Source organism: Pelosinus sp. sgz500959 (assembly GCF_042610375.1).
Taxonomy (GTDB): domain Bacteria; phylum Bacillota; class Negativicutes; order DSM-13327; family DSM-13327; genus CTSoil-075.
On sequence record NZ_JBGJZL010000002.1, the window covers coordinates 1 to 25,598 of the forward strand.

A 25,598-nucleotide genomic window follows, 5' to 3' on the forward strand; every position below is an offset into this window, starting at 1 on the left:
GACTAGGGACTTTCAATTCTGGTTCATTAGAAATCTCTAATGTGGATTTATCACAACAATTTAGTGATATGATTGTTACACAACGTGGTTTTCAGGCTAACTCAAAAATTATTACGACAACTGATTCAATGTTAGAAGAATTAATAAACCTCAAACGTTAGTGGTGGGGGGGATTTCCCCCTCTATTCATTTAGTTTTGTAAAAAGATAGGGAGGTGTTTTTATGATTAAAGTAGCGCGTCTTAAAGCTCAAGATGAGTTTATTTTAAATGCCGAATTAATTGAAACAATTGAGGAAACTCCTGATACAGTCATTACTTTGACCAGTGGACGGAAGTTGATTGTTGAAGAATCAATGGATCAAGTTGTACGCAAAATAATGGATTATCGGCGAGCTCTTCAGGGGAAATTTAGATAAAATATAAATGCTCTTTGTGATAATGGCTATGTATATGTTATTAACGATTTTTTAAGAAGAACCTTAGTCATTCTTACCTAGAATCAAAAAGTGATTTACTTTTTAATTCTGATAAAAATAATGATTAGCCTAAAATGGAGGTGTAATAGTGGCTGAAGGTGGAAAAAAATTACCTATGATGCTTATTGTTGGGATGATTGTAGTCGGCTTATTGTTAGCTGGTGGTATCTCATATTTTATTGCGACCAAAATTGTCGCTGATAAATCTGGTGAAAAAAGTTCTTCTCAACATGAACCAGGAGTATTCATCAAATTAGGTGATATGAAAGATGGTTTAATTATCAATATTGGTGGTTTAAATAGTGGGCGCTATTTAAAAATTGGCATGATTTTAGAATTAAAACCTGATAAAAAGGCAGCACCTGCTACAGGTAAATTACCTTCTCCTGATGAAATCAAAATACTTGATACTGCCGTAACAGTATTACGATCACAGAAAATTGAAGATTTTGATCCACTTAAACAAGAACAATTAAAAGAGCTTGTTAAAAATGAGGTCAATAAAGCTTTTGGTGAGGAAAAGGTTTACGAGGTGTATATTACCAACTTTGTATTACAGTAGATTTTAGTGTTGATATTGTATTATAATAGTAACTAAAAAGGTGTCGGAAGGGGGGAGGGCTATTGGCAGGATCTGATATATTATCCCAATCTGAAATTGATGAATTATTATCAGCATTGTCCACTGGTATGGTTTCCGCTGAAGAAATTAAAGACGAGCAGAAGCAAAAGAAAATTAAGGTTTATGACTTTAAACGCCCTGATAAATTTTCTAAAGATCAGATTCGGACTTTATACATGTTACATGAACATTTTGCCCGCCTGGTAAACACCTATCTTTCTGGTAGTCTTCGAACAATTGTGCATATTGATGTTGCTTCTGTCGATCAATTAACATATGAAGAATTTATTCGTTCGTTACCTAGCCCGAGTGTGATTGGTGTTTTCCAAATGGCTCCACTTAAAGGAAATGCAATATTAGAAATAAATCCCAATATTGTATTTTCAATTATTGATCGATTGTTTGGCGGACCTGGATTGCCGCCCGCCAAGATTCGTGCACTCACTGATATTGAGGATGCAATTATCCGCCGGGTGATCAATAAGACTTTAGAGTGTTTTCAGGAAGCTTGGAAACAAGTTGTTAACATTCAACCCAAGATAGATGTGATAGAAACAAATCCTCAGTTTACCCAAATTGTACCTCCTAATGATATGGTTGTCATTGTGACGTTGCATATTAAGATTGGACAGGCTGAAGGATTGATTAATCTTTGTATACCTTATTTGGTAGTAGAACCCATTATGTCTAAGTTAACTACGACTTATTGGGTAGCATCTTCAACATCAAAACAAGATTCAGCTGAACATAATAATGCAATTCAACGTAAAGTAGAGAAGACCTTAATACCTATGCTAGTAGAATTGGGTCGTGCTACAGTTACCGTACAGGAATTGTTAGGTTTAGCGGTTGATGATGTGTTACAATTAGATAGTAAAATTGACAATGACCTTAATATTATTATAGGTCAAAGTGAAAAATTTAGAGGTAAACCAGGAATTTCAGGACGAAAAGTTGCGATACAAATTACACAGTTGGTTTCCGAAGGAGATGATAATAATGAGTGAAGGTTTCCTTTCCCAAGAAGAAATTGATGCCTTGTTAAGGGGCGATCCAATTTCATCTCCTACAGTGCCTGATTTATCAGATATGGAAAAAGATGCTCTTGGTGAAATTGGCAATATTTCTATGGGAAATGCAGCAACTACCTTATCAGTATTACTAGGTCGACGAGTATCTATTACTACGCCTCGCGTATCTGTTGTGAGCATGGAAGAAATTAAAGGGCAATATCCTCTGCCTTATGTGGTTATTGAAGTTGGATATACTCACGGTATTTTAGGAACGAATTTGCTTGCAATTCGAGAACAAGACGCTTTAATTATTTCTGATCTAATGATGGGAGGCGATGGGACAAATCCACCAGCCGAATTAAATGAACTTTATTTGAGCGCTGTGAGTGAAGCGATGAATCAGATGATGGGTGGAGTCGCTACTTCTATGTCAACCATGTTTCGCAAGAAAATTGACATTTCACCCCCCAATATTAATTTAATTGATTTTGCAGTGGCTTCAACTATTACGGATGCTGTAGGTACCGATGACTATGTTGTCAGTATTGCTTTTCGCATGGAAGTTGAGGAGTTAATCGACAGTGAAATTATGCAAATCCTTCCGCTTAATGTCGCAAAAGAAATGGTAGACAATCTTATGAATCCAGTACAAACACCTGCAGCACCCGTAGCGGCTCCTACACCACAAAAACCTGCTGCTGCCGCACCTCAACAAGTGCAACAACAAGTTGCAGCACCAGCTCCTAAGGCACAACCCACACAACATGTGAATGTTCAACCAGTACAATTTGCTCCATTAGTACAACCAACTTTGCCGAGTACCGATGGTAATATTAATTTATTGATGGATGTTCCTTTACAAGTAACCGTAGAATTAGGACGAACTCGTAAATTAATTCGCGATATCTTAGAACTATCACCAGGTTCGGTGATTGAGCTTGATAAATTGGCTGGAGAACCTGTTGATATTTTGGTTAATGGTAAATTGATTGCTAAGGGTGAGGTTGTAGTCATTGATGATAATTTTGGTGTAAGAATTACTGATATTGTGAGTCCTTTGGAGCGTTCTTATAGTTTGCAGTAGACTTTATCCATTTTAATAAAAATATTTAATAATTAAGGAGAGATATAGTAATGGCTATTAGAGTATTAGTTGTTGATGATGCAGCGTTTATGCGCATGATGGTAAAAGATATTTTGAGCAAAAATGGGTACGAGGTTGTTGGTGAAGCTGAAAATGGTCTTAAAGCAGTTGAAAAATGGCAGGAATTAAAGCCTGATTTAACAACAATGGATATTACTATGCCAGAAATGGATGGTATCAGTGCTGTTAAAGAAATTAAAAAGTTAGATCCAAGTGCAAAAGTAATTATGTGTAGTGCTATGGGGCAACAAGCTATGGTTGTTGAAGCCATACAAGCTGGTGCGCGTGATTTTATTGTTAAACCATTTCAGCCTGATCGGGTATTGGAAGCTGTTCGCAAAGCAGTAGGTTAATAATGAGTAAGAAGTATTATCTAGGTTTGTATATGTTATTGCTGATGTTTTTTTTCTTTGGAATAGCTTTTGAAGGAATTGTATATGCAGCAGAACCTACGGGTGAATATTTACAATATCAAGAATCAAAACCAGGAGCATATTCATCTGGATTATCAACTCTTGCTTATGTATTTTCTTTATTAGTAACTTTTGCGATTGTTATTGGTCTTGCATATTTTGCTTCTCGCTTTTTAGGAGAAAAGATGGGAAGCAAATTGGCAATGGGCAATCAGAAGATTATTGCTACATTGCCAATGGGGGCTAATCGTGCTATTTATGTTGTTGAAATTGCAGGTAAGTTCTTGATCGTTGGAGTTACAGATCATAGTATTAATGTCTTACAAGAAATAACCGATCCTGTGGAAATAGAAAAAATGCAGGCAGAAAAAGTGTTATCACCTGAAATTCCATTTGATAAAGTATTTCAACGGCAACTTGCTTCCTTACAACGACTATCTCCTAAATTCCCTAATGTTTTTAATACTCATCAGTCGAATGAGGAAAAACATGAAGGCGAGAAGAGGTAATGCAAGTGTCTAATTATCAACATATAGTCAGAATGATGATTCTGTTATGTTTTCTACTACTAATACCAATATTTGCAGAAGCGGCTCCATTGGTTCCAATTCCCAATATTAATATTGGTGTAGAAGCTGCCGCAAATCCTAAAGATGTTGCAATGAGTTTGCAAATTTTATTTACATTAACAGTGCTCACATTAGCACCGTCAATTTTGATTATGATGACATCTTTTACACGTATTATTGTTGTCTTATCCTTTTTGCGTAGTGCTCTTGCGACTCAGCAAATGCCACCGAATCAAGTATTGGTTGGTTTGGCTTTGTTTATTACTTTTTTTACGATGTCCCCATACTTAGAACAAGTCAATAAAGATGGATTACAGCCTTATTTAGCGGGGACAATCAATCAAGAAACGGCAATGACAGCGGCTTTAAAACCAATGCGAACTTTTATGTTTAAGCAAACGAGAGAAAATGATCTGGCTTTATTTGTAAATTTATCAGAAGGACCACGTCCAAACTCTCCAGATGATGTACCGACCATGACTTTAATACCCTCGTTTATTATTAGTGAACTTAAAACAGCATTTCAAATTGGTTTTTTGATTTACATTCCGTTTATTGTGGTTGATATGGTGGTAGCAAGTACTTTGATGTCCATGGGGATGATGATGGTGCCGCCAGCTATGATTTCATTACCTTTTAAATTGCTATTATTCATATTAGTGGATGGCTGGCATTTAATTATTAGTTCTCTGATTGCCAGTTTTCATTAAAGGAGGATCTTATGTCAGGTGATATGGCAATACAAATTGGTCGTGATGCCCTATATATGGTGATGCTTATATCAGCACCAATGTTGGGGTTAGGCTTATTAGTTGGTGTTATGGTGAGTATCTTCCAAGCAACCACACAAATACAAGAGCAGACATTGGTCTTTATTCCTAAAATTATTGCAATTTTTATTGCGATTGTTGTGTTTGGTCCTTGGATGCTCAGTTTAATGGTTGATTATACTCGTGAGATTTTAAGTAGTATGCCTAACATGATACGCTAATTTGAGGAGTAATTATTTGTGGATTTTTTTACCTTGATTCAAGGTCAGTTAGGTTTTTTTTTACTAATCTTTGTACGGATTAGCGGTATTTTTATGATTGCGCCAATATTTGGTAGTCGTAATATTACAGGACGTGTCAAAGCATGTTTGGCTCTTATTATTACCTATATCATATTCCCTTTAATTTTCAATAGTCATACTCCGATACCAGAGCAATTTTTGCCTTATTTTTTTATGGTAATGGGAGAATTGATCATTGGATTAATTTTAGGGTTTGTCAGTTCTTTGATATTTTCGGCGATACAAATGGCAGGGCAATTGCTCGATATGCAAATTGGTTTCGGTATTATTAATATGCTTGATCCTTTATCTGGGCAACAAGCACCATTAATCGGTAATTTTAAGTATATATTAGCTCTTATTCTTTTTTTAGCAATGAATGGTCATCATGTATTATTATCAGCCTTGTTTGCCAGCTTTAAATTAATACCTGTTACAGGTCTAGTTGTAAATGTGGCGATCGCTGAATTTATGATTAATATGATTGGCAATATGTTTATTCTAGCGTTAAAAATAAGTCTCCCTGTTATTGTATCCTTGCTACTTACGGATATGGCACTGGGCATTTTAGCGCGGACAATGCCGCAAATGAATATTTTTGTTGTTGGTGTGCCGGGTAAAATTATTATCGGCATTTTTGTCCTATCTATAGGATTACCGTTTTATATCTTTTTTTTGGAGCTGGCGTTTGATGGGATGTATAAAAATGTTTTTCACCTCTTATCCTTTTTCTATTCAAGTTGAGTCTAAGTCTTTGCATACAGTCCACATCATTGAGTCTTTTGATTTGCAATTATTTGCTGGTGAAAAAACTGAAGAAGCAACTCCGAAGCGTAAAGAAGAAGCGCGGCAAAAGGGACAAGTTGCTAAAAGTATGGAAATTAATTCCGTATTTGTTATTGTTGCAGCTTTTTTAACTCTCAAGGTCATTGGTTCTTACCTTTATGATCAATTGGCTGGATATATGAAATTCATATTCTCGAATCTCGTATTGGATGATTTTACAATTACTTCTGTACAACATGTATTTATTGGTTTTAGCATCGTTTTTTTGAAAACGGCACTACCAGTGATGTGTGTGATTGTAGTCGTTGCTTTATTTATAAATTTCATGCAAGTCGGTTTTGCTTTTTCTTTAGAACCCTTAATGCCTAATTTTGATAAAATAAATCCTTTATCAGGTTTTGGAAGATTATTTTCGAAACGTTCTTTAGTTGAATTAAGTAAATCTTTATTAAAAATCGCTATTGTTGGTGGTTTTGTTTATCGTTTTATGATGAAGCAGACTAAACAAGTCCCAACTTTGATCAGTTCTGAATTAATTGATTCTTTACACTTAACTGCATCTCTTATTTTAGATTTAGTATTTAATATTAGTACAGTATTATTTATTTTGGCTGTGTTCGATTATATGTATCAATGGTGGGAAAATCAAGAAAGTATGAAAATGAGTAAAGAGGATATTAAACAAGAATATAAGCAAGCTGAAGGGGATCCACAACTTAAAGGGAAAATTAAAGAACGACAGCGTGCGATGGCTATGCAACGTATGATGCAAGATGTACCAAAAGCCGATGTAGTTGTGACTAATCCAACACATTTTGCTGTTGCCTTAAAATATGATCAAAATATGTTAGCCCCTGTTGTAGTTGCGAAAGGTCAAAATTTGATCGCGCAAAAAATCAAAGATCTTGCTAAAGAACACAAAGTGCCTGTTGTTGAAAATAAAATGTTGGCAAGAGCGTTATACGCTGGAGTTGAAATTTCTCAACCTGTGCCACACGAGTTATATCAGGCTGTTGCCGAAGTATTAGCTTATGTTTATAAATTAAAAAAACGTTTGCTGTAAATTAGAAGGAGCGAAAAAGTTGGCTACACAAACATCGCCATTTGCCGTTTTATCCAAATTAGCTAAATATAGTGATATTGTAGTAGCTCTTGGGATTATTACAATAATCATTATGATGATTATTCCGTTACCGTCTTTTTTACTCGATTTATTGTTATCATTGAATATTACTTTCGCTCTTGTTATTATCATGGTTGCTGTTTATAATATAGAACCTTTGGATTTTTCAGTATTTCCTTCTTTACTATTAATTACGACTTTGTTCCGATTAGCACTCAATGTCTCTTCAACTCGACTTATTTTGCTTGATGGTTATGCGGGTGAAGTCATTATGGCTTTTGGTAACTTTGTGGTGGGTGGTAATGCAGTTGTTGGTTTTATTATCTTCGTTATTTTAATTATTATACAATTTTTGGTTATTACCAAAGGTTCTGAGCGTGTCGCCGAGGTTGCAGCCAGGTTTACTCTTGATGCGATGCCAGGCAAGCAAATGAGTATTGATGCTGACCTAAATTCCGGTGCCATTACAGATGCACAAGCCCATCAACGGCGTAAAAATATTCAAAGAGAAGCAGATTTTTATGGAGCGATGGATGGTGCAAGTAAGTTTGTAAAAGGTGATGCGATTGCAGCGGTTATTATTATTGTCATTAATATCGTTGGTGGTTTTATTATTGGTATGGTGCAGCGTGATTTAAGTCCTTTACAAGCGTTACAAAGTTATACACTGCTGACTGTCGGTGAAGGATTGGTTAATCAAATTCCAGCCTTGTTGATCTCCACAGCAACAGGTATTGTAGTGACAAGAGCTGCCTCCGAATCAAATTTGGGCCATGATATGGTCGACCAGCTTTTTAACAATCATCGGGTATTCTATATTGTTGCAGGTGTATTAATTTTAATGGGATTTGTTCCAGGGTTACCACTTCTCCCTTTTCTAAGTCTTGGTAGCATTAGTTTCCTAATTGGTTATATTCTGCAAAGCACAGAGAAACATGTAGCAGAGTCTCAGATCACAAATCAAGAGGAGCAAGAAAAAGAAGAAGTGCGTAAACCTGAGAATATTGTATCGTTGTTACAAATTGATACAATGGAACTTGAGATCGGTTATAGTCTGATTCCAATGGTTGATGTTTCCCAAGGCGGAGATTTACTTGATCGTGTTGTTATGATTAGACGACAATGTGCCATTGAACTTGGGCTTATTGTTCCGACCATTCGTATTCGTGATAATATTCAATTAAAACCTAACATATATGTTATAAAATTAAAAGGGATAGAGATCGCTAAAGGCGAATTATTATTAGATCACTATTTAGCAATGAATCCTGGTACTGTATTTGAGGAAATCGTTGGAATTGAAACTGTCGAACCAGCCTTTGGTTTACCAGCATTGTGGATTCAAGAAACAAAACGTGAGGACGCAGAGCTTGCAGGGTATACCGTCGTAGATCCTGTATCGGTACTTGCTACTCATCTTACAGAAGTGATTAAATCCCATGCTGCTGAGGTACTTGGTCGACAAGAAGTGCAGACGTTGGTTGATGCTGTCAAACAAAATAATCCTGCAGTAGTCGATGATGTCACGCCTAATTTATTGTCAATTGGTGATATTCAAAAAGTACTTGCCAAGCTGTTACGTGAACGTATTTCAATTCGTGATATGGTGACAATTTTAGAAACTTTGGCTGATTATGCACAACTGACTAAAGATACTGAGATTCTAACTGAATATGTTCGTCATGCTTTGGCTCGCCAGATATCAAAACAATATGCTCAAAATAATACTCTGACATGTTTAACTGTTGATTTACAATTAGAAAATAAGATTACAGGTGCAGTCCAACGTACTGAAAGTGGCTCCTATGTGGCACTTGATCCTAATGTATTACAGGCTATTATGGCAAGCATATCAAGAGAATTACCTAAAATTACTAATTTAGGTTATCAACCTATTGTGTTGACCAATCCTGCAGTTAGAACTTATTTCCATAAGTTAATTGAACGCAGTGCCCCTAATTTAATTGTTTTATCATACGCTGAATTAGAACCTAAAGTCGAAGTGCAAGCATTAGGGATGGTGAGAATATAAGTGAAGGTTAGATTTTTTACTGCAGATTCGATACAAGATGCAATGGCGCAGGTGAAGAATGCTCTGGGGCGTGATGCAATTATTTTGCATACACGTACTTTTCGCAAAGGTGGCATTTTTGGATTTTTCGCGAAAGAAAAGGTAGAGGTGATGGCTGCTATTGATACACCTGTTGCTAATGTGAGTGAAAAACAAGTAGAACCAGCAACAGTACAACCAACAGTACAGCCTATAGTACAACCTAAAATAGATGTAGTCACACCAAATGTTCCCGTTCTTCCTATCATTGAAAAGAAAATTTCACAGCCACCAGATAAAGATGACAAAAATTTAGTTGCAGTGCAACGTGAACTGATGAATATGCGTACTCTATTAGAGCAAGTTTTACGTAAAGAATCACCTGAAGTTAAAAAGTCAGCAGTTCTTGATTTTTTAATTAATAATGATATTGAGCTCCATATTGCAGAAGAAATCATAAAGAGTATGCCCGTTGACAGTGAAAATGATGCTTTTGTTAGTTTAGAATTTAAAAAAATGATTTTAGAACAGATTAAAGAAAAATTACAGGGGATTGAAGGAATTGAAGTTTCTGAAACGGGGAGAAAAATTGTTGCATTTATTGGACCAACAGGCGTTGGGAAGACAACAACTATTGCAAAGCTCGCCGCAAAATTTGCAATTCAAGACAAATATAGTGTTGCGCTAATCACAGCCGATACTTATCGCGTTTCTGCAGTTGAACAATTAAAAACATATTCAGATATTATGGGAATACCGATCCATGTTGTATATACTGCTGATGAACTTAAAAGAATTTTAGACTGTAATCAAGATAAACAGCTGATCTTAATTGATACAGCAGGCCGTAGTCCCCATAATCATGATCAGTTAGAAGAATTAGAAAATCTTTTAAAAATAGATGATACTATTGAAAAGCATTTAGTATTGAGTGCGACAACAAAATATAAAGATGCGTTAGATATTGTGGAAAAATTTTCACGATGTTCACCATATAAAGTCATTTTTACTAAGCTTGATGAAGCTAGGAATGCTGGTACTATGATTAATCTTTTATATCAGACTCCGATTTCATTATCTTATATGACCAATGGGCAAAATGTTCCTGATGATATTGAATTGGTTGATGCTCAAAAATTAGAACAACTGATTTTTAAAGACGAATGATGTGGGATCAAGCCGAAAAGTTACGGAAAATGGTGAAAGTTATCCCTAGCAAGCCACAAAGTGCAGTGATTAAAGCTAATCATAGTAAGGCACGTGTTATTGCAGTTACAAGTGGTAAAGGTGGGGTTGGCAAAACTAATTTTACTGTCAATTTAGCGATAGCATTAGCTAAATTGGAGAAAAAAGTATTAATTATTGATGCTGATTTGGGTATGGGTAATGTTGATGTGGTATTAGGTTGTTCTGCTCCATACAATATACTCCATTTATTGGAAGGTGGATTTTCCTTAAATGATATTATCATTGAAGGTCCTTTAGGAATAAAATTTATCGCAGGTGGGTCAGGGATACACAAATTGACTAACTTAACCAATTTACAATTGGCACATATTGTTAATCAACTGACTCTATTAGATAATTGGGCTGAAATTATTTTGATTGATACTGGAGCTGGTATCAATCAAAATGTAATGAATTTTGTAATTGCAGCTGATGAAGTGATCATTGTTACGACTCCAGAACCTACTGCAATTACAGATGCCTATGCAATGATGAAGACTTTTGTACATCATCGTGGAACAGGAATATTAAGGTTGGTTGTTAATCGTGTTGTTGAAGTAGATGAAGGTAAGATCGCAACTGATAAACTAGTTAAGGTTGCTTTGGATTTTTTAAATCTATCACTGACGAGTCTCGGCACGGTGTCTGAAGATAGTAATTTAATTCGAGCTGTAAAGAAGCAAATGCCTTTATTATTAGCATTTCCTACTACGATATCAGCACATTGTATCGAAAAGATTGCTACTCGCTTATTGTATGGTAAAAATAGTAAAAGAAGTAATGGAATCAGAGGTTTTTTCGATAAATTAGTAGGATTAATGCAATGAGTTATGGATAGTAAAGGAGGGGAATCGTTTATTACAGTGGAAAATTTTTTTAGAGTTAATCAGCGATTGGAAATTAGGTTATCGAAAAATATAAAAGATCAACAGTATACGAGTCGCATTGAGGAAATTATACATAATCATATGATCATTGCGATGCCTATGAAAAAAGGTTATCCTGTCTTTCATGAAAGAGGTAGCATATTTTATGGTAAGGTTTTTGATGGAAGAGGAGCTTATTCTTTTAAAAGTAATTTTGTAGATCGAAAAATGACTCCTTTACCAATATGGATTGTAACGATGCCTTTTGATATTGTTAAAACTCAGCAACGATCGTTCGTTCGTTTTAATGTTCCGCTACCTGTGGAGATCGAATATCCAGCAGATAATGAGCAAAATGAAGTGATATCGATTAAAGCAGTGACAAAAGATTTGAGTGCTGGTGGTTTATGTGTCATCTGTGACCAGACGATAAAAGTGGGGAAACAAGTTAACTTATTACTAGATTTTCCTGATCTTGGAATTTTTCAGGTCGACGGAGAAGTTGTTCGAATGAATCAGCCTCAAGAAGATCGGAAACTATATTGGATTAGTATTAAATTTGTAGGTGTTCATGAGGCGATTCGTGATAAAATAAGTAAATTCATTTTTAAGAAACAATTGGAACAGCGCCAAAAAGGATTATGACTTAGGGGAGGTAGGGTGATAGCATGATAAAAATATTAATTGTTGATGATTCTGCTTTTATGCGAAAGCTATTATCTGACTTATTTTCCGCTGAACCCGATTTTGTCGTCATTGACACAGCACGTAATGGTATGGATGCTGTGAATAAAGTTAAACAATTAAAACCTGATTTAATTACAATGGATGTTGAAATGCCAATCATGGATGGCATAAAATCTTTAGAAGTTATTATGAAAGAGACGCCAACACCAGTATTGATGATTAGTAGTTTAACACGTGACGGTGCAGAGGCGACAATACGTGCTTTAGAGCTAGGTGCTGTGGACTTTGTTGCTAAAACAGCTGGAATCATGTCGAGTATTGCTGGTATTAGTAATGAAATATTAACTAAAAGCCGAGCTGCAGTTCATGCAAAAATTTTTAGGCTTGTTGAAAAAACAGCTAAAGTGTTACCGGCGATTAAACCGATTGCATATACCCCTATATCGCCTGGTGATGAAAGGATCTTAGCGATTGGAACATCCACGGGTGGACCGCGAGCCTTGCAAGAAATTATCACAAAATTACCAGGTGATTTGCCTTGTGGCGTAGTAATTGTACAGCATATGCCGCCAGGATTCACTAAATCTTTATCGGATCGTTTGAACTCATTATCAGCATTAACTGTAAAGGAAGCTGAACATAATGATGTAATACGCCCTGGTTTAGTCTTAATTGCTCCTGGTGATTATCACATGGAAATAGGGCGCGAAGGCAATAAGAAAGTAATAAAATTAAATCAAGATCCTCCTATTGGAGGACATCGGCCCGCAGTAGATCCCATGTTTCAATCGGTTGCTAAGGTTTATGGACACCGAATTGTAGGTGTCATTCTTACCGGTATGGGTCACGATGGGGCCAAAGGCATAAAAGCGATTAAAGAGCAACAAGGTTATACGATTGCTGAAGATCAATCAACAGCAGTAGTTTTTGGGATGCCGAAGTCAGCCATTGAATTAGGTGTAGTGGATAAGGTAGTTCCCCTTCCAGCAATTGCTGCAGAAATTGTCAAAGCCGTTATTAAATAAATGTGGAGGCGACGATTATGGATACAAATCAATACATGGGAATGTTTCTAGAGGAATCTCGAGAACATTTACAAAATTTGAATAGTTGTGTATTGGACTTAGAGAATGCTCCTGATAACTTATCAGTACTTGGTGAAATATTTCGTAGTGCTCATACCATTAAAGGCATGTCAGCAACAATGGGGTTTACAACAATTGCAGAACTAACTCATGAGATGGAAAATATTCTTGATATGTTGCGTAAAAGTCAATTGCAAGCAAATCCTGAGATTATTAACACCATCTTTAAATGTGTTGATACATTAGAACAATTGGTGGAAAGTGTTGCTACAAACAGCGAAAGCTCAATTGATAGTAAACCTTTAATTGCTAAACTTAAAGCACTTGCGAAAGGCGAACCTGTGCAGAGTTCTGTGATTGAAACAAAGCCTAAGAATGCAGCGGTACAGCCTTCAACGATAGAGTTGAGTGAGACTGAATTATCTGTTGTTACTAAAGCCCAAACTCAAGGTTTGAGAACCTATGAAATACATATCTATTTACGTGAAGGCTGCCTTTTAAAATCAGCTCGATCTTATATGGTGATGAATGCCCTTGATGAAATTGGTGAAGTGATAAAAACCATTCCAGTCGTTGAGGATTTAGAAAAAGAAAAATTTGATCTTAGTTTTCAGGCGATCCTTATTACAGGCAGTGATGTGGAAAAGATAGAACAAACAGTTCTATCAATTTCAGAGATTGACAAAGCTGTTGTTGTCCCATATGTAATTTCTGAAGTTCCTACTATAAATGAAGAGCAGCAAGTTACTGTGTCTGCAAATGAGAAAATTGTGTCAACCAATAATGCTGTCTCTGCATCTACGCCTATCTCTGCACCTACGCCTGTCGTTGCGCCTACTCCGATGGCGATCAGTGGTGATAAAAAAAATAAAAGTGGTCAGTCTGTGCGGGTCGATATTGATAAATTAGATGCTTTATTAAATCTTGTTGGAGAACTTGTCATCAATAAAACCAGGTTGGAGCAAATTGGTCTTACTCATAAATTAACAGATCTAGTTGAAACGATTGAACAAATGGATCGTGTGACGACTGATTTACAAAGTGTAGTGATGAAGGTACGAATGGTTCCTGTAGGACAGGTATTTAATCGCTTTCCACGAATGGTACGTGATCTGTCCCATGGACTGGGTAAAGAAATTAACCTAATTATTCAAGGCGAAGAAACAGAATTGGATCGTACTGTAATTGATGAAATTGGTGATCCATTAGTTCATTTGTTACGCAATTCCATTGATCATGGTATTGAAAAACCTGAAGAAAGACAAGCTAAAGGGAAAAATCCTATTGGTGAAGTCCGCTTGATTGCTCGTCATGAAGGTAATAATGTTATTATTATGGTTGAGGATGACGGAAAAGGTATTAATCCAGATATTATTAAAGGAATTGCTGTGAAAAAAGGGCTCATTACTCAGGCTGAAGCTGATAAAATGGATGCTAACGAAGCTGTTAAATTAGTATTTATGCCAGGCTTTTCAACGGCTGAAGTTGTCACAGATGTATCAGGGCGAGGCGTTGGTATGGACGCTGTAAAAAATAAAATTGAATCTCTTGGTGGGATGGTTGATGTTGAAACCAAAATTAATGAAGGTAGTAAATTTAAGATTCGTTTACCTTTAACGTTAGCTATTATTCAGGCATTGCTGGTTAATATTTCCGAGGAAATTTATGCTATTCCTTTAGGATCAATTGATAGTACAATTAATATTAAGTCCACAGATATCAAAACCGTGCAAAACAAAGAAGTGATTTTACTAAGGGGCCAAATTATTCCAATTGTTCGTTTGGCAAAAATGTTAAATACTCCTGAAGCTGAACAACAAGATCAAGAAGAATTATTTGTTGTTATTGTACATATTGGTGAATTAAAAGCTGGATTTATTGTTGATAATTTGATCGGTCAGCAAGAAATTGTTATTAAATCCTTAGGGAAACTTTTAGCAGGCATCAAAGTGATTGCTGGTGCAACTATTTTGGGTAATGGTCAAGTGGCACTTATTTTAGATATTGCTTCATTGATTCAATAAGGAGGTAATGATAGATGTTAGAGCAAGAATATGCAAATCGTGAAATACAATTAGTCATTTTTAAATTAGGAAAAGAAGAATATGGTGTAAGTATTTTACAAGTCCAGGAAATTAAGCGTATTACTGAAATTACTCGAGTACCTCATACTCCTGAATATATTAAAGGTGTCATTAATTTACGCGGCAGTGTATTGCCAGTGATTGATTTAAAAAGACGTCTTAATTTACCTCAGCAGGAGTTGACAGAAAATACACGAATTATTATTGTAAAAGTGAAAGAAATATCAGTGGGTATGATTGTTGATGCTGTATCAGAAGTCATGACAATCAATCAAGAAAATATTGATTCTCCTGATGTTGTTGCTGGTAGTGTCTCCGCTAATTATCTAAGCGGAGTTGGAAAATTAGAAAATAGATTACTTATTTTATTGAACTTAGAAGAAATAACTGGAATCGGTCAAGAAGCAACTCCCGCATAGCTGACCTAACATGAGTTTATAAAAAGAGGTGGATATATTGTCCGAGGAAATTTTAAATTTATCCTTAATACAGTTGGATGCTTTAAAAGAAATTGGTAATGTGGGTGCTGGTAACTCAGCTACGGCCTTATCACAACTGATCAATCGTAAAATTGACATGACAGTACCACAAATTGCAATTATGCCACTTGGCGATGTGCCAGATGTAGTGGGTGGTCCTGACGCAATGGTTGCGGGTGTATTTTTACGCGTATATGGTCCTGCGCCAAGCAGTATTTTGTTTTTATTACCACGAGACAGTGCCTTTTCTTTAGTTGATATGCTCATGGGACGGGAGCAGGGGCATACCACTTCCCTTAGTTCGATGGATGAATCAGCCTTAATGGAAATCGGTAATATCCTAGCAGGAGCATACTTAAATGCCCTATCTCACTTTACAAAATTGACTTTGTTACCATCAATTCCTGCCTTGGCAATGGATATGGCTGGAGCCCTTTTAAGCGTTATTTTAATTCAATTAGGTGAAATGGGTGACCATGCCCTTGTAATTGAGACTGAATTCACAACAGAAAATGACGGTGTAAAAGGACATTTTTTCTTGATTCCTGATCCTGGTTCCTTAAATACTATTTTAGCGGCAATAGGGGTGAAGGAATAATGTCAGAACTAATTAAAGTAGGAATGGCTGACTATAAAACTGGTCGTAATCCCAATAGTCTCATTAGCTATGGGCTCGGTTCTTGTGTTGGTATTGCACTATATGATTCATTTAATAAAATTGGTGGACTTGCTCATATTATGCTACCCGATAGTACACAAGCTCGTTCAGCAGAAAATCCTGCTAAATTTGCCAATACGGCTCTCCCTCTCATGTTAGATGATATGATTAAAATGGGCGCTAGCAAAGGCCGGATTATTGCGAAAATTGCTGGTGGCGCTCAGATGTTTACTTTTGCAAATGCCACAGATGTGATGCGCGTTGGTGAACGTAATGCAGAAGCAGTAAGAATATTATTAAAAAAAATGGATATTAGAGTCATTGCTGATGATACAGGTGGAAATTATGGCCGAACTGTGGAGCTTCGATTAGATACAGGAATTTATCGCGTAAGAACGATTGCTCAAGGCGAAAAAGAATTATAATCAGGGGGGGATAGAGTGCTTAAGCTACGTATTGCTTTGTGCTTAGCGCTAGTCGTTGGTACCCTGACACTAACAAATGGTATTTTATATGGTGCTAGGCTTACGACTATTATTTATCGTGTACTCATTTCACTGATTGTTTTTGGTATTGCAGGTTATTTCTTAGGTTTTGTAGGTGAAAAGTTTTTTAAAGAACTATTATTGAAATACACCCCCCAAGAACAACATATTGATGTTGTTAGCCAACAAGAACAAATTGAGGATCTGCCGTCCGAAAATGCATTTAGTCCGTTTACATCTGAAAATTTTGAACAGATATCGCGCCCCAAATAATGGTGTATGCGGAGGTTGGGGGTACTGAAATATGACAGAAAATAACCAGTCGCAAATCGATGAAATTACGAATTTATGGTTAACATATCAACAAAGTAAAAAAACTCAAATACGTGAAAAAATAATTGAACATTATTTATCATTGGTGAAGTTGGTTGCCAGTCGTTTGGCAATGAGTTTACCCCAACATGTAGATAAAGATGATTTAATTAGCAATGGTTTTTTTGGTTTACTTGATGCCATTGAAAAATATGACCATGGACGAGGCATCAAGTTTGAAACCTATGCAGTAGTTCGTATTAGAGGAGCAATGCTTGATGCGATAAGGTCTCAAGATTGGGTACCGACAAGTGTTAGACAAAAAGCCAAACAATATGAGCAAGCCATTGCCCAATTAGAAAATCAGCTAGGTCGTTCAGCGACAGATGAAGAAGTTGCAGCAGAATTAGGGATTAGTACTAGTGAGTTATATACATTGATAAATCAGCTTAATGCGAGTACAATTATACCTTTGGAAGATTTCACTAAAATCGAAACATCATCTAATCATTTAGTAAATCCATCAGATCATATTGAGGTTGAAGAGGTAAAGCAAGCTTTAGCTAAAGCCATTGATAAATTACCTGAAAAAGAAAAACTTGTTGTTTCTTTATATTATTATGAGGGATTGACACTTAAAGAAATCAGTTTAATTTTAAAATTATCTGAAGCACGCATCTCTCAACTTCATACTAAATCAATTTTTAGATTACGAGGGGCGCTATCACGGATTAAGTCAAGTTTTATTTGAATTTTTTGAAGAGGGGGAGGGGTGTTGGTGGTTGACAATCAATTGGTTTTTAAAAAAAATGAGCAAAATGATATTGTTACTGAGGAGTATTCAATTGTTCTTAATGACACTGGTATATTTCTAACAATATATTCCTCTGATGTCGAAAAATCTTTAGTAAGTGAGGCAACAATCGTTGCACAGTTAAAAAAATGGGAAATCACTACATATAATCGTGAGATCATACTGCAGGCAATTGAAAAAGCCGATGGACAATCTGTTAAAGTGGCTGAGATACCGAAGCCAATAATAAAGACTGAACCCGATGTTCGTGTGCTTGTTGCACGTGATCGCATGGAAGCTTCATTGGAAGTGACTTTCCCGCCAGATAGTCGTTCTCTAAGCATGGATGAATTAGTTGAAAAAATTAATAAAATAGGTGTTATTTTTGGTATTGATTTGGAACTTGTAAAAAAAGCTCATGATTATCCTGGTTTTAGTGTAGTCTTCGCTAAAGCTAAAAAACCGATTGATGGTAGTCATGCATATATAAAACATCACGTTAATATTGAAAATAAAGGTCGTCCTGAGGAATTAGCTGATGGTAGTGTAGATTTTAAAAATCTTAATTTATTTACCATGGTACAGGAAGGCGATTTGTTGGCTGAAAAGATTCCAGCAACTTTAGGTATGCCTGGGATGGATGTATTGGGTAATGAAGTTAATGCAAAACCTGGAAAAGATATCATGGTTCCTGCAGGAAAAAATGTGCAAGTTGTTGATGGAAAACTGCTTTTAGCTATGATTTCAGGACAATTATTAATTGCAAATAATAAAATAAATGTAGTACCAGTGATTGAGATTAAAGAAGATGTGGATGTATCGACTGGTAATATCGAATTTATCGGTGATGTAATTGTGCGGGGGTCAGTACAACCAGGTTTTGTAGTTAAGGCTGATGGGAACGTAGAAATTTTTGGGACTGTAAGTGGCGGCACAGTCGAAGGTAGAAATGTCATTATAAAAATGGGTATACAAGGTATGCATCGTGGTCACATAAAAGCAAAAGAAAATGTCGTCGCTAAATTTATCGAAAATGCTACAGTGTATGCTGGTACTGATATTATAGTAAGTGATGTGGTGTTACACTCTCGAATTAGTGCTGGTAAAAAAGTCTTAGTAGAAGGAAGACGAGGATTAATTGTTGGTGGAACTGTTATGGCTGGTGAAGTCATTCGTGCAAAAGTCGTTGGCACTCAAATGGCAACAATTACTGCGTTAGAAGTGGGTGTCAATCCAATGCTACGCGAAGAATATCAACAAATTCGCGGAGAAATAAAAAAAGTAAATATATCTCTTGAAAAAACACAAAAAGCTTTAAGTATCTTGCGTTCAATGGATCAAAGTACAATGGCGCCAGATAAAAGAGAAATGCTTTTAAAGTTGACGAAGGCGCAATTTCATCTCGTTGGTCAAAGTGAAACCATGCGTAACCGTATGGCTGCCATTGAAGTAGAATTTGATGGAATGCGTGATGGACATATAAAAGTATCAGACAGTATTTATCCTGGGGTGAAAGTTGTTATTGGTACGTTAGTTAAACCCATTAGTGAGATTCTGAAATTTATATCTTTATATGGTGAGGATGGGGAAATAAAAATAGGAATTTTTAAATAAACAAATCTGTTGACCTGGAACCGTATATCTATGGATTTATATTATATAGTGGGATGGTGTTAATTTTGACGATTAGACCAGTCGATTTACAAGTCCTAATTCCTAGGGTTACAGAAGTTGGTAAAACACAGCATATTGTCGATCATCAAGATACGTTGCAACAACAACAGTTTGCTGATAAATGGCAACATATCTCAAGCAATCGCCAACAACAAGTACAAAGTACCGGCAAAAGTGACAGTAGCAAAGTAGGGCGGGATAACCATCCAAAAGAACAAAATCATTCCAAAAATGAACAAAATCAACATAATCCTAAAGCAACTGATGCTGATATGGAGAATCACGCCTCAAATGAAGATCCTGTCCGTGGTAATTTGATTGATATAAAAACATAACTGTGGTTTGGTAGATTGGCGTGATGAGGTGTTATGATGTTTTATGGTAGCCTAATTGTAGGTTTAATTTTTATCGTACTATTAATTTTTTATAAGCGAGATTTATTTATGAAAATGTTTTCTGGTTCAGTTACATCACCGACGAGTCGATTTCAGGAACAATTAGAACAAACAGGTGATCTTGTTATCAAACGTTTAGAAGAAAAAATTGTTCAATTAGAATATTTACTAGAGGAAGCTAACCAAAAAGTAACGTTGTTAGATCATAAAATTCAAATGGCGAATAAAATTTTGGATAAAGAACATACTGAAAAGAAATATTTAGATACTACAACAAATGTGGGTACAGTCAAACAAGTGGAAGTTACTAAAAAAGCTTTTACTGATTTGAATATTGAGCATTATCGAAGTATGCCGCGTAAAGATAAACGAAGTTTAATTATAGAAATGACGGATTTGGGATATGATATCACTGAGATTGCTAAAGCAACGGGTATCAGTAAAGGTGAAATTATGCTGCTATTGCAGTTAAATAAAAAATAAAAATAAAAATTATGGTTAATTATGTTGTTATGTAGATTATAGTATGCTATAATTATTGAGGTTACAAATCCACACGCAATCTAATTTTGTTACTGTGCCAGTTTATATTGGTGGAAACAAAAGATGCAGATGGCGGCGGTAAATTAACAGGAGGTGTAGGTATGTCAGTAATTTCTATGAAACAGCTTTTAGAAGCAGGTGTTCATTTCGGACATCAAACAAGAAGATGGAACCCTAAGATGGCTCCTTATATTTTTACGGAGCGTAATGGTATCTACATAATTGACTTACAAAAAACAGTCAAAAAAGTAGACGATGCTTATAATTTCGTACGCGAAATTGGTAAAGATCAAACAGTTCTATTTGTTGGAACAAAAAAACAAGCACAAGATGCCGTTAAAGATGAGGCAATTCGTTCTAACATGTACTATGTCAACGAAAGATGGCTTGGTGGCATGTTAACTAACTTTCAAACAATTCAAAAACGTATTAAACGTTTAAAAGAATTAGAAAAAATGGAAGTTGAAGGTGTATTTGAAGTATTGTCCAAGAAAGAAGTTCTTACACTTCGTCATGAAATGGAAAGACTACAAAAATTCCTTGGCGGCATTAAAAATATGACTAAGTTACCAGGAGCTTTGTTTATCATTGATCCTCGTAAAGAACGTATTGCTGTTGCTGAAGCTAAAAAACTTGGTATTCCTATTGTTGCAATTGTTGATACCAATTGTGATCCAGATGAAATTGATTATGTCATTCCAGGGAATGATGATGCAATTCGTGCAGTTAAATTATTGACTGCTAAAATGGCAGATGCAATTATCGAAGCTAGACAAGGCGAACAATTAGAAGAAGCTGAGTAAAATTTATATAATGAAGGGTAAGGGGGACAACATGTGTTTAACCCTTACCTTTAATAGTAGACAGGAGGATTTTATATGATAACTGCTGAAATGGTAAAAGAATTGCGCCAAACAACTGGTGCAGGTATGATGGATTGTAAAAAAGCTTTAGTGGAAACTAAAGGTAATATGGATCAAGCTGTTGACTATTTGCGTGAAAAAGGGTTAGCTGCGGCTGCAAAAAAAGCAGGACGGATTGCTTCTGAAGGCGTTGTTGAAGCCTACATACATGCAGGTGGACGAGTTGGTGTAATGGTTGAACTTAACTGTGAGACTGACTTCGTAGCTAAAACTGACAACTTCAAAACTTTGGCTAGAAATATTGCAATGCAAATTGCTGCTGCAAGCCCTAGTTGCGTGAGACGTGAAGAAGTTGATCCTGCTGTCCTTGAGCATGAAAGAGAAATATTACGCGCACAAGCTTTGAATGAAGGAAAGCCTGCTAATATTGTAGAAAAAATGATTACAGGGCGCGTAGAAAAATATTATAAAGAAGTATGTTTGATGGAACAAACCTTTATTAAAAATCCAGATCAAACAATCACCCAACTTATCAATGAAAATATTTCTAAAATTGGTGAAAATATTTCAATTAGAAGATTTACCCGTTACCAACTTGGTGAGGGTATGGAGAAAAAAGCAAATGATTTTGCTGCTGAAGTAATGGCTGCTGTTACAAAATAAGAGAACACTTTAGTGTTCTCTTATTTTCTAACGGAATCGGAAATAAAACATTTTCTTGATTCCAAGCAAGGGCAACTAAGACTTGGTACAAGCCAAGTCTTTTCTTTGGGTTCATTAGAGGATTTGGCAAAGTTTTGTAGAAATTATATTAAAGATAGGGGGGATACACTTGGATACGGCAAAATATAAGCGCGTAGTTTTGAAACTTAGTGGCGAGGCGTTAGCTGGGCAACAAGGGTATGGTATCGATCCAATCGTTGTTGATTCGATTGCTCGTCAGATAAAAGAAGTGAGAGCTACTGATCTTCAGGTTGCTATTGTAGTTGGTGGTGGAAATATTTGGAGAGGGTTAGCTGGAAGTGCAAAAGGTATGGATAGAGCTACAGCTGATTATATGGGAATGCTAGCTACTGTTATGAATTCTCTTGCTCTTCAAGATGCCTTAGAACAATGTGATGTAGATACGCGGGTACAAACTGCGATTGAAATGCGTCAAGTTGCTGAACCATATATTCGTCGTCGAGCGATTCGGCACTTGGAAAAAAATCGAGTGATTATTTTTGCTGCTGGCACTGGTAATCCTTATTTTTCAACTGATACGACAGCTGCACTGCGGGCAGCTGAGATTGAAGCTGATGTGATTCTGATGGCTAAGAAAAATACTGATGGTGTTTATGATTCTGATCCACGATTAAATCCAGATGCTAAAAAGTTTGATGAATTAGCATATATTGAAGTTTTACAGCGTGGCCTTGGGGTTATGGATTCAACAGCGATTAGTTTATGCATGGATAATAAAATTCCTATTGTTGTCTTTAGCATTGATGAGCCAGGAAATATTTTAAAGGCTGCTTTAGGGCAAGATATAGGTACTCTTGTGGGGGATAATAAATGATGATTAAAGAAATTTATGTTAGTCATGAAGATAAAATGAAAAAGGCATTAGATGCATTGCGGAGAGAATTCCTTACTTTAAGGGCTGGTCGAGCAACTCCGGCACTGCTTGACAAAATTACTGTAGAATATTATGGTACACCAACACCCATTAGCCAGGTAGCCAATATTTCCGTACCCGAACCAAGGATGATTGCCATCCAGGCATGGGAAAAACCTATGATTGCTCAGATTGAGAAAGCAATTTTAAAATCTGATTTAGGGCTTACACCAAATAGTGATGGGGTCGTTATTAGACTGAATATACCACAACTGACTCAACAACGACGTACAGAATTAGTGAAAGTTGTTCATAAAAAAGCGGAAGAAAGTCGAATTGCCGTTCGTAACTTCCGTCGTGATGCGAATGATATAGTGAAAAAAATGGAAAAAGAAAAAAGCATCTCTGAAGATGAAGGTAAAAAAGCACAAGATGATATGCAGAAATTGACTGATAAATATATTAAAGAAATTGATCAGATTATGAGTGCCAAAGAAAAGGAAATATTGGAAGTGTAAACAGTGAATACAGTTGCGCAATGTTTGTCTCTTGTAAAAAAGGAATTGGATGCAAATCATATAAATTATCGTATATCAAATTCACGGCCGACGCGTGCTGTTTCAAGTTTAGATGAAGAGTTGCTTTATGTCATACGGCAACAAATCGATATGGATGGTACTTATCATTTAACCGTTGCTGCTAAGATGGGAAAGGAGAAATGCTAAATCTATGGCCTATAAGATTAATGCAGAATGTATTTCCTGTGGTAGTTGTGCTACGATTTGCCCTGTAAAGGCTATTAGTGAAGGAAGTTCTCTCTACGTCATTTCAGATGAATGTATAGAATGCAGTGCCTGTGTGGCGGTTTGCCCTGTTGGTGCTATTTTGGCTCCATGATTGGAAACCCCCTCGCAAGAGGGGGTTTAGTTTGTTACTAGATTATTCTGGAGGTCATACTATGTGGAAAAAATGGTTTGCTAAAAAACCTGCAAAGAATAAAATATATGATACTGTAGAACGGGATAAAATGCCACAGCATATTGCAATCATCATGGATGGGAATGGACGTTGGGCTAAAGGGAAAGGATTACCACGTGCTTTTGGTCATCGCGCTGGTGTAGAAAGTTTACGTGAGATTGTTTACACTGCCATTGATATGAATTTAAAAGTGTTGACGGTGTATGCTTTTTCTACGGAAAATTGGAAAAGACCAGAAGATGAAGTGAATTTATTGATGAGACTTTTTTCTGAATATATTGATAGCGAAGTTGAGGACATGCACCGAAAAAATGTACAGATTCGATTTATTGGAAAACTTGATGAATTAGCAAGTGAACTACAAGAAAAATTTGAAAAAACTCAGATGCACACTGGGAAAAATACAGGTTTAGTCTTAAACTTGGCAGTAAATTATGGCGGCCGAGCAGAGATTGTGCGTTCTGTTCAAATAATTGGAGAAAAAATTGCCCGAGGTGAAATGTTACCTCAAGAAATTACTGAAATGAGTATTCATGACAACCTATATACTGCTGATTTGCCTGATCCTGATTTACTCATTAGACCAAGTGGAGACTTTAGGGTTAGTAATTTCTTACTGTGGCAATCAGCATATACAGAGTATTGGTTTAGTGATATTTTATGGCCTGATTTTAAACCAAATCATTTAATTGAGGCTATTATAGATTATCAGAAACGTGAACGAAGATTTGGTGGATTGAAGAAATAAGGTTCAGGTAGGTGTTTGAATGCTTGGTAAACGGATATTAACAGCAGTAATAGGAATACCCGTTGCTGCTTATGTAATTAATTATGGAGAATGGTTATTTGCGACAGCAATTTTAATTTTAACACTATTGGCTTGGCATGAATTTTATACGATGTTACAAAATAAAAATATTAAAATATATTATATTTTAGGATTTGTGCTTAATATTGTGATAGCAGGTTGTGCTTGGATTGGAAATTCTCAAGAACTAATCATGGTGATGTTTATAAGTACGTTGTTAGCATTGGTGAAAATAGTGACTTCTGGAGCTGAATTTACTGTGACCGATGCAGCTTTTTCACTATTGGGTATTTTCTATATTGGAGTTTCTTTTGCTCATTTAATATTACTTCGCTATACCGATAATTCACAATACATCTCGACTTCTTTAGGGCAATTATCTGCTGGTGCAGCTTATTTATGGATCGCTTTTATTGGTACTTGGGCGAGTGATACTTTTGCATATTTTGTTGGTACTTATTTAGGCAAGCATAAGTTATGTCCTAAAATTAGTCCTGGTAAAACAATAGAGGGAGCACTTGGTGGTCTGCTTGGCAGCGTAATTGTAATTGTACTACTTGGAAATTTATTTAAATTATCAATTATTCATAGTATGATCATGGGATTGTTAATTGGTATTGTTGCACCGATTGGCGATTTGGTGGAATCTGTAATTAAACGTTTTACAGGTGTAAAAGATTCTGGACGTATTTTGCCAGGGCATGGTGGTATTTTAGATCGTTTTGATAGTATACTATTTGTAGTACCTGCTATATATTACTATATACATGCCTTTGTATTGAAATAAATCACGTTGTCATAATTTGAGTATAGTAA

Annotated in this window: 33 protein-coding genes; all 33 read left to right on the plus strand. The window is 36.0% G+C overall.

From position 1 onward, the window contains the following. A partial coding sequence (locus ACAN52_RS02630; RefSeq protein WP_378953076.1) for a flagellar basal body rod C-terminal domain-containing protein occupies positions 1–161 on the plus strand: 161 nt, incomplete at its 5' end. Positions 162–222: 61 nt separating this feature from the next. Further along, on the plus strand, positions 223–417 hold the full coding sequence (locus ACAN52_RS02635; RefSeq protein WP_378951830.1) for a flagellar FlbD family protein: 195 nt from the start codon (positions 223–225) through the stop codon (positions 415–417). A 148-nt stretch (positions 418–565) separates the two neighbouring features. Continuing rightward, the gene (fliL, locus tag ACAN52_RS02640; RefSeq protein WP_378951833.1) at positions 566–1,039 is read left to right on the plus strand and encodes a flagellar basal body-associated protein FliL; all 474 of its coding nucleotides are present in this window, start codon (positions 566–568) and stop codon (positions 1,037–1,039) included. Between the two features lie 62 nt (positions 1,040–1,101). Then, positions 1,102–2,106 (plus strand): flagellar motor switch protein FliM, encoded by a 1,005-nt coding sequence (gene fliM / locus ACAN52_RS02645; RefSeq protein WP_378951836.1) that lies wholly within the window; start codon positions 1,102–1,104, stop codon positions 2,104–2,106. Next, the gene (gene fliY / locus ACAN52_RS02650; protein WP_378951839.1) at positions 2,099–3,196 is read left to right on the plus strand and encodes a flagellar motor switch phosphatase FliY; all 1,098 of its coding nucleotides are present in this window, start codon (positions 2,099–2,101) and stop codon (positions 3,194–3,196) included. The genes fliM and fliY overlap by 8 nt, the downstream gene beginning before the upstream one ends. A 50-nt stretch (positions 3,197–3,246) precedes the next feature. Next, positions 3,247–3,609 carry a response regulator gene (locus ACAN52_RS02655; RefSeq protein WP_378951842.1) on the plus strand — a complete coding sequence of 121 codons (363 nt, stop codon included), beginning with the start codon at positions 3,247–3,249 and terminating at the stop codon, positions 3,607–3,609. 2 nt (positions 3,610–3,611) lie between these two features. Beyond that, entirely contained in the window at positions 3,612–4,178 is a 567-nt protein-coding gene (gene fliO, locus ACAN52_RS02660) for a flagellar biosynthetic protein FliO (RefSeq protein WP_378951845.1), read from the plus strand. A gap of 32 nt (positions 4,179–4,210) precedes the next feature. Further along, the gene (gene fliP / locus ACAN52_RS02665; RefSeq protein ID WP_378953077.1) at positions 4,211–4,948 is read left to right on the plus strand and encodes a flagellar type III secretion system pore protein FliP; all 738 of its coding nucleotides are present in this window, start codon (positions 4,211–4,213) and stop codon (positions 4,946–4,948) included. An 11-nt stretch (positions 4,949–4,959) separates the two neighbouring features. Beyond that, on the plus strand, positions 4,960–5,229 hold the full coding sequence (gene fliQ / locus ACAN52_RS02670) for a flagellar biosynthesis protein FliQ (RefSeq protein WP_378951848.1): 270 nt from the start codon (positions 4,960–4,962) through the stop codon (positions 5,227–5,229). Positions 5,230–5,247: 18 nt separating this feature from the next. Beyond that, positions 5,248–6,033, plus strand: a complete 786-nt coding sequence (fliR, locus tag ACAN52_RS02675) for a flagellar biosynthetic protein FliR (RefSeq protein WP_378951851.1) — start codon at positions 5,248–5,250, stop codon at positions 6,031–6,033. After that, positions 5,981–7,138: a flagellar biosynthesis protein FlhB gene (flhB, locus tag ACAN52_RS02680; RefSeq protein ID WP_378951853.1), complete on the plus strand. Its 1,158-nt coding sequence runs from the start codon at positions 5,981–5,983 to the stop codon at positions 7,136–7,138. Before fliR ends, flhB begins: the two co-directional genes overlap by 53 nt. Before the next feature lie 19 nt (positions 7,139–7,157). Then, positions 7,158–9,230 carry a flagellar biosynthesis protein FlhA gene (flhA, locus tag ACAN52_RS02685; protein ID WP_378951855.1) on the plus strand — a complete coding sequence of 691 codons (2,073 nt, stop codon included), beginning with the start codon at positions 7,158–7,160 and terminating at the stop codon, positions 9,228–9,230. Further along, complete coding sequence (gene flhF / locus ACAN52_RS02690) at positions 9,231–10,415, plus strand: flagellar biosynthesis protein FlhF (protein WP_378951857.1); 1,185 nt, start codon at positions 9,231–9,233, stop codon at positions 10,413–10,415. Beyond that, positions 10,412–11,302 carry a MinD/ParA family protein gene (locus tag ACAN52_RS02695; RefSeq protein ID WP_378951859.1) on the plus strand — a complete coding sequence of 297 codons (891 nt, stop codon included), beginning with the start codon at positions 10,412–10,414 and terminating at the stop codon, positions 11,300–11,302. The genes flhF and ACAN52_RS02695 overlap by 4 nt, the downstream gene beginning before the upstream one ends. Before the next feature lie 36 nt (positions 11,303–11,338). Beyond that, positions 11,339–11,986 carry a flagellar brake protein gene (locus tag ACAN52_RS02700; RefSeq protein ID WP_378951862.1) on the plus strand — a complete coding sequence of 216 codons (648 nt, stop codon included), beginning with the start codon at positions 11,339–11,341 and terminating at the stop codon, positions 11,984–11,986. A gap of 23 nt (positions 11,987–12,009) precedes the next feature. Then, a complete protein-coding gene (locus ACAN52_RS02705; RefSeq protein WP_378951865.1) occupies positions 12,010–13,053 on the plus strand; it encodes a chemotaxis response regulator protein-glutamate methylesterase in 1,044 nt (347 codons plus the stop codon). Positions 13,054–13,070: 17 nt separating this feature from the next. Further along, positions 13,071–15,137: a chemotaxis protein CheW gene (locus tag ACAN52_RS02710; RefSeq protein WP_378951868.1), complete on the plus strand. Its 2,067-nt coding sequence runs from the start codon at positions 13,071–13,073 to the stop codon at positions 15,135–15,137. 14 nt (positions 15,138–15,151) lie between these two features. Then, entirely contained in the window at positions 15,152–15,616 is a 465-nt protein-coding gene (locus ACAN52_RS02715) for a chemotaxis protein CheW (protein WP_378951871.1), read from the plus strand. A 37-nt stretch (positions 15,617–15,653) separates the two neighbouring features. Further along, positions 15,654–16,274 (plus strand): chemotaxis protein CheC, encoded by a 621-nt coding sequence (locus ACAN52_RS02720; protein ID WP_378951874.1) that lies wholly within the window; start codon positions 15,654–15,656, stop codon positions 16,272–16,274. After that, complete coding sequence (locus ACAN52_RS02725) at positions 16,274–16,759, plus strand: chemotaxis protein CheD (protein WP_378951877.1); 486 nt, start codon at positions 16,274–16,276, stop codon at positions 16,757–16,759. Before ACAN52_RS02720 ends, ACAN52_RS02725 begins: the two co-directional genes overlap by 1 nt. A gap of 15 nt (positions 16,760–16,774) precedes the next feature. Next, the gene (locus ACAN52_RS02730) at positions 16,775–17,092 is read left to right on the plus strand and encodes a hypothetical protein (RefSeq protein ID WP_378951880.1); all 318 of its coding nucleotides are present in this window, start codon (positions 16,775–16,777) and stop codon (positions 17,090–17,092) included. Between the two features lie 31 nt (positions 17,093–17,123). Then, positions 17,124–17,882, plus strand: a complete 759-nt coding sequence (locus ACAN52_RS02735) for a FliA/WhiG family RNA polymerase sigma factor (protein ID WP_378951883.1) — start codon at positions 17,124–17,126, stop codon at positions 17,880–17,882. 27 nt (positions 17,883–17,909) lie between these two features. Then, entirely contained in the window at positions 17,910–19,538 is a 1,629-nt protein-coding gene (locus tag ACAN52_RS02740) for a DUF342 domain-containing protein (RefSeq protein ID WP_378951886.1), read from the plus strand. Positions 19,539–19,594: 56 nt separating this feature from the next. Continuing rightward, positions 19,595–19,933, plus strand: coding sequence for a hypothetical protein (locus tag ACAN52_RS02745; protein WP_378953079.1), 339 nt, complete (start codon positions 19,595–19,597; stop codon positions 19,931–19,933). 33 nt (positions 19,934–19,966) lie between these two features. Then, positions 19,967–20,476 (plus strand): DUF6115 domain-containing protein, encoded by a 510-nt coding sequence (locus ACAN52_RS02750; RefSeq protein WP_378951889.1) that lies wholly within the window; start codon positions 19,967–19,969, stop codon positions 20,474–20,476. A 161-nt stretch (positions 20,477–20,637) separates the two neighbouring features. After that, complete coding sequence (rpsB, locus tag ACAN52_RS02755; protein ID WP_378951892.1) at positions 20,638–21,339, plus strand: 30S ribosomal protein S2; 702 nt, start codon at positions 20,638–20,640, stop codon at positions 21,337–21,339. Positions 21,340–21,414: 75 nt separating this feature from the next. Then, positions 21,415–22,062 carry a translation elongation factor Ts gene (gene tsf, locus ACAN52_RS02760; RefSeq protein ID WP_378951895.1) on the plus strand — a complete coding sequence of 216 codons (648 nt, stop codon included), beginning with the start codon at positions 21,415–21,417 and terminating at the stop codon, positions 22,060–22,062. A 169-nt stretch (positions 22,063–22,231) separates the two neighbouring features. Then, positions 22,232–22,957 carry a UMP kinase gene (gene pyrH / locus ACAN52_RS02765; protein WP_378951898.1) on the plus strand — a complete coding sequence of 242 codons (726 nt, stop codon included), beginning with the start codon at positions 22,232–22,234 and terminating at the stop codon, positions 22,955–22,957. Continuing rightward, positions 22,957–23,514, plus strand: coding sequence for a ribosome recycling factor (frr, locus tag ACAN52_RS02770; RefSeq protein WP_378953081.1), 558 nt, complete (start codon positions 22,957–22,959; stop codon positions 23,512–23,514). Before pyrH ends, frr begins: the two co-directional genes overlap by 1 nt. Before the next feature lie 3 nt (positions 23,515–23,517). After that, the gene (locus ACAN52_RS02775; protein WP_378951901.1) at positions 23,518–23,721 is read left to right on the plus strand and encodes a hypothetical protein; all 204 of its coding nucleotides are present in this window, start codon (positions 23,518–23,520) and stop codon (positions 23,719–23,721) included. Between the two features lie 4 nt (positions 23,722–23,725). Continuing rightward, complete coding sequence (locus ACAN52_RS02780; protein ID WP_378951904.1) at positions 23,726–23,893, plus strand: DUF362 domain-containing protein; 168 nt, start codon at positions 23,726–23,728, stop codon at positions 23,891–23,893. A gap of 61 nt (positions 23,894–23,954) precedes the next feature. Then, entirely contained in the window at positions 23,955–24,722 is a 768-nt protein-coding gene (locus ACAN52_RS02785) for an isoprenyl transferase (protein WP_378951907.1), read from the plus strand. Between the two features lie 19 nt (positions 24,723–24,741). Further along, positions 24,742–25,569: a phosphatidate cytidylyltransferase gene (locus ACAN52_RS02790; RefSeq protein WP_378951910.1), complete on the plus strand. Its 828-nt coding sequence runs from the start codon at positions 24,742–24,744 to the stop codon at positions 25,567–25,569. The last annotated feature ends 29 nt before the right edge of the window (positions 25,570–25,598 follow it).

Excerpts from the sequence above, each read along its gene's own strand:
- ACAN52_RS02655 (WP_378951842.1), top strand. The coding sequence starts at position 3,247 with ATGGCTATTAGAGTATTAGTTGTTGATGATGCAGCGTTTATGCGCATG.
- ACAN52_RS02785 (WP_378951907.1), top strand. The coding sequence starts at position 23,955 with ATGTGGAAAAAATGGTTTGCTAAAAAACCTGCAAAGAATAAAATATAT.
- ACAN52_RS02710 (WP_378951868.1), top strand. The coding sequence starts at position 13,071 with ATGGATACAAATCAATACATGGGAATGTTTCTAGAGGAATCTCGAGAA.
- fliP (WP_378953077.1), top strand. The coding sequence starts at position 4,211 with ATGATGATTCTGTTATGTTTTCTACTACTAATACCAATATTTGCAGAA.
- ACAN52_RS02695 (WP_378951859.1), top strand. The coding sequence starts at position 10,412 with ATGATGTGGGATCAAGCCGAAAAGTTACGGAAAATGGTGAAAGTTATC.
- ACAN52_RS02750 (WP_378951889.1), top strand. The coding sequence starts at position 19,967 with ATGATGTTTTATGGTAGCCTAATTGTAGGTTTAATTTTTATCGTACTA.
- ACAN52_RS02790 (WP_378951910.1), top strand. The coding sequence starts at position 24,742 with ATGCTTGGTAAACGGATATTAACAGCAGTAATAGGAATACCCGTTGCT.
- ACAN52_RS02705 (WP_378951865.1), top strand. The coding sequence starts at position 12,010 with ATGATAAAAATATTAATTGTTGATGATTCTGCTTTTATGCGAAAGCTA.
- ACAN52_RS02715 (WP_378951871.1), top strand. The coding sequence starts at position 15,152 with ATGTTAGAGCAAGAATATGCAAATCGTGAAATACAATTAGTCATTTTT.
- fliO (WP_378951845.1), top strand. The coding sequence starts at position 3,612 with ATGAGTAAGAAGTATTATCTAGGTTTGTATATGTTATTGCTGATGTTT.
- fliQ (WP_378951848.1), top strand. The coding sequence starts at position 4,960 with ATGTCAGGTGATATGGCAATACAAATTGGTCGTGATGCCCTATATATG.
- rpsB (WP_378951892.1), top strand. The coding sequence starts at position 20,638 with ATGTCAGTAATTTCTATGAAACAGCTTTTAGAAGCAGGTGTTCATTTC.
- fliY (WP_378951839.1), top strand. The coding sequence starts at position 2,099 with ATGAGTGAAGGTTTCCTTTCCCAAGAAGAAATTGATGCCTTGTTAAGG.
- frr (WP_378953081.1), top strand. The coding sequence starts at position 22,957 with ATGATTAAAGAAATTTATGTTAGTCATGAAGATAAAATGAAAAAGGCA.
- tsf (WP_378951895.1), top strand. The coding sequence starts at position 21,415 with ATGATAACTGCTGAAATGGTAAAAGAATTGCGCCAAACAACTGGTGCA.
- flhB (WP_378951853.1), top strand. The coding sequence starts at position 5,981 with ATGGGATGTATAAAAATGTTTTTCACCTCTTATCCTTTTTCTATTCAA.
- ACAN52_RS02725 (WP_378951877.1), top strand. The coding sequence starts at position 16,274 with ATGTCAGAACTAATTAAAGTAGGAATGGCTGACTATAAAACTGGTCGT.
- ACAN52_RS02635 (WP_378951830.1), top strand. The coding sequence starts at position 223 with ATGATTAAAGTAGCGCGTCTTAAAGCTCAAGATGAGTTTATTTTAAAT.
- ACAN52_RS02735 (WP_378951883.1), top strand. The coding sequence starts at position 17,124 with ATGACAGAAAATAACCAGTCGCAAATCGATGAAATTACGAATTTATGG.
- ACAN52_RS02780 (WP_378951904.1), top strand. The coding sequence starts at position 23,726 with ATGGCCTATAAGATTAATGCAGAATGTATTTCCTGTGGTAGTTGTGCT.